We start from the raw sequence: 3273 nt of genomic DNA on the forward strand, positions 1-3273 counted from the left end.
GGCACACCCTTCATTACAGCGTAAAGTGCGGTGAGACGCTGCTGCCCATCTACCATGAGTAAGCGAGGCACTTTCTACTTGGTATCCGTCCCAATGGGGCGGTGCTCTCCCGGAAATCCATTTTCCCAGAAAAGTAAGGTGCCTATAGGATAACCACGATGCATGGAGTCAAAAAGGTCGCGCACACGAGTAGTATCCCACACAAAAGGACGCTGGATGTCGGGCAAGCCAATCTCACCTATGGCGATGTCTTCCAGCAATTTACCTAGGGTGTGAGTTTTCCAGCAGGATTCTGGATGATGTATAGTGTCGGATCTGTTGCAGTATTTGCTATGATGTGCAGATAATACTGGCCTTTGAATCTCTTGGCTTTGAACCATTCGTTTGGAGTTAAAGCAACTTTCCCCTCTCCAGATCTTGCCTTCACTTCCTTCAAATATTTCTTCTTTGTACTTCAGTAGCTGTATGGCAAGTTCGTGGATTTTAAAAAGAGATAAAATCAAAGGTCGCTCCCTGTTTTTAAATTCACGACTTTCGGCTATCTTTCTCAATTCCTCTCAGCTATATCTTTGTTCTTAGTATTGTGATCTTTCTCAAACTTTTCCATCCTGTCAGATTCACTTGAGAACCCTTCTGCGATGTTTTCAAATTGACCATTCTTAGTGCAACTCAGTTCAAGAATTTAAATCTGTAGAATCCAAGAAAGTACGGATTGATCTCCAGTGGGGCCCAGGACGGGTCATAATTCACAAGTTCCGAATATCTTACGAATCTGAGTTCGCCCTGGCTTTCACCCAGCGGTCCCGTATGATACACGAACCATCCTTCGTGTTCTGCAGTGTTCAAATTTCCCACAAAGATCATAAGGTGGTAGGGCATTTCAACATCCTGGGGGTGAAAGAAAACCGCTATATCACCTGGAAGTGCCTGAGAGACATCTTTTGTGATGTATTCCATACTGCACTCCACAAGTATCCTTGCGATAGCAAAGTTTGAAAACTCGTCCGTGCCATTATAGGGTCCGCCCTTTATCCTGAATATCTTCGTGCCAATCAGGGGAAGATCCGGGTAGTTGTACTTTTCCACGTCCGCCCAGATGGGTCCATCGTACCTGGAGAGTGAAAACCAGTTCGCCGTGTGTTTCTTCAAGGCTTCCCTCGCGCAGTATCTGACGAAACCGGAGCAATCTCTCTCGTTTTTTGGCCAAAGAGGAGGATCGTTTTTGAACGCAGACAACGCTATCCAGATGAACCAGTTTCTAAACCTCTCGCTATCTTCTCTGTCCAGTTCAAGAGAATCCGGGTATCCATCGGCATCTGTGTCTTCTTCACTGGCATTGATCTTGATCCTCCACTCTTTTTTTACCTTGAAAATCCCTCCACTTTTAAAAGATAGGGTGATGATCTCACCTGGTTTTGCACCACTGATCAGAACACCGCTTTTTTTAAGGATGAAATCCTTCGAACAACTTACATTTGCTCCGCTTAACTCCAGAGGAACAAAAATGTCCTGAACGTCTTTCAGGACGAAAGTGTCCTTCAAAACTTTCACATCGAATCTCAGTATTTCAGCGATGTTCCACAGAAGAATGCCTGTAACGATCAACAAAATCAGGTATTTCTTCATATCGAACCACCTTCGTGATCCTCAAAAGGCACTCCCTGTGATAACCATAAACCTCTTCCGGCTTTACACCCAGGAGAGTGAGAATCACGCCTTCTTCTATCCATTCCGGAAGGTCAAAGTACATCTCAAGAACGTGATGGAGAAGTTCATGGAGGAGAACATCTTCGAGGCAACCTTTCTTCCGAAGTGTTTCGAACGGTTGAGTGTAAATGATGCCATCGTGATAAATTGCCCCTGTGTAGTAAGGCATGCCAGTTATCCTGTGGTATTCTTCAAGACTATTACATTCGAAGATCGCCACATCCATGTTCGGTTCAACTCTCAGAAATTCGCATATTTCCACGAATCTGTCCAGAGAAACCAGTTCAAGGCTGACCATCTCGTCCATAGACAGGATGTTTACCGATGCGAAAAACAGTTGGATCTGAATGAGCATAAGCATCATGAGAATACATCGTGTAGACCCGCGCCGGAAGAAGGTAAAACTCTCCATCCGATGTCACTCTCCAGACATACTCAAAACTTCTCCCATAAGCCCAGTAAGCAAAAAACGCCACTCTGTCCTCGTGAAATTCCCTGCCGGAGTACCATTCATTCCAGAAATTGTACCAGCTGTATCTGAACTTATCCTCTTCCGTTCCTTTTTCTCTGTAGCCAGGTATCACCTGAGCGCAGGAAGGAATGAAATCCTCTACGATCAGATAATGCCCCTCGCCTTCAATATTTATGACCGTTTTGACGATATCTCCAGCCTTCACATTCACATCTTCAACATCGAAGGTCACCTCGAACGTTCCTTTCAGTACCTTTGAAGAGCCACTGAAGCGTATGTTCTTTGCCACCAGCTCTTTACCATCCCACGATAAAACTTTTTCAGCAACAAACGGTAACTCCACAAATCTTCCATCTGTGTACCAGTACGTTCTGTTTTGTCCTTTCAGCATCAGTTCATTCACTGTACAGGACAGCTTCGCCACATCCTCTGGAACGGGGATTTCTTCTTCACCTATCATCACCTTTCCTTTTTTGAGAAGGACGAGTTTATCTCCAATAAAGTCCCCGTCTACAACTTCCAGATATCTTGTGATGATGTTTTTCCTCGTATCGTAAACAAGTACTTCACCTTTGAGGACTATGAGAATCAAACCATTCCGGGTTTTTATCTTGGAAAACCAGTATGTCTCTCCTTTTATTTCCACTTTGCTTCCATTTACTTTTATAGTAATTCCTCCATACTCAATTGTCTCATCCCAGTGTTCATAAGGTAAGATGAAGAGTTCACCGCCTTCCTTCTCCTCAACAGCATGTAGCGAGTGCGGAATGTAACCCTTTCCAAGCGGCACGAAAGCATCCACAAGTTTTCTGTTTTCTTCTATGAAAAACTCGTATCTTTTGTAGAATTTCCTCTTTATTTTCATACCTTCGCTCACGGATTCTTTCGGCACTTCTGGATATACGATGTGCACTTCCACCAGACCACTACCGGAAACAACCAGCGATCCGGGGACAAGCTGGCCTTCCTCTCCTGATTTCAGTACAAACTCTTTTCCGGAGTTAACAACTCTCAAAGTGGTTGATTCGTATTCTGGCATCGCTTCAAGAAGTGCAAGGATCGCAAACGAAGTGTCCTTCGTGGAGGTCCAGAAA

4 protein-coding genes and 1 pseudogene are annotated in these 3273 nt (G+C 44.5%); all 5 read right to left on the bottom strand.

Annotated elements, in window-relative coordinates; all coding sequences use genetic code 11:
- Window positions 1–74 precede the first annotated feature (74 nt).
- A complete protein-coding gene (locus J7K79_RS09440; protein WP_366932576.1) occupies window positions 75–260 on the bottom strand; it encodes a DUF262 domain-containing protein in 186 nt (61 codons plus the stop codon).
- Window positions 261–265: 5 nt separating this feature from the next.
- Entirely contained in the window at window positions 266–427 is a 162-nt protein-coding gene (locus J7K79_RS09445) for a DUF3883 domain-containing protein (RefSeq protein WP_366932577.1), read from the bottom strand.
- A 242-nt stretch (window positions 428–669) separates the two neighbouring features.
- Entirely contained in the window at window positions 670–1626 is a 957-nt protein-coding gene (locus J7K79_RS02575) for a DUF1175 domain-containing protein (RefSeq protein ID WP_296904840.1), read from the bottom strand.
- Complete coding sequence (locus tag J7K79_RS02580) at window positions 1568–2005, bottom strand: hypothetical protein (RefSeq protein WP_296904844.1); 438 nt, start codon at window positions 2003–2005, stop codon at window positions 1568–1570. Before J7K79_RS02580 ends, J7K79_RS02575 begins: the two co-directional genes overlap by 59 nt.
- Window positions 1992–3273 (bottom strand): annotated as a pseudogene (locus J7K79_RS02585) (alpha-2-macroglobulin family protein); the annotation flags it as partial. The gene J7K79_RS02580 and the pseudogene J7K79_RS02585, both read right to left, overlap by 14 nt.

The sequence above is a fragment of the Thermotoga sp. genome (assembly GCF_021162145.1).
GTDB lineage: Bacteria > Thermotogota > Thermotogae > Thermotogales > Thermotogaceae > Thermotoga.

What these genes read in the sequence shown, in the direction of transcription:
- J7K79_RS02575 (WP_296904840.1), bottom strand. Translation starts at nt 1,626, where the DNA reads ATGAAGAAATACCTGATTTTGTTGATCGTTACAGGCATTCTTCTGTGG.
- J7K79_RS02580 (WP_296904844.1), bottom strand. Translation starts at nt 2,005, where the DNA reads ATGGTCAGCCTTGAACTGGTTTCTCTGGACAGATTCGTGGAAATATGC.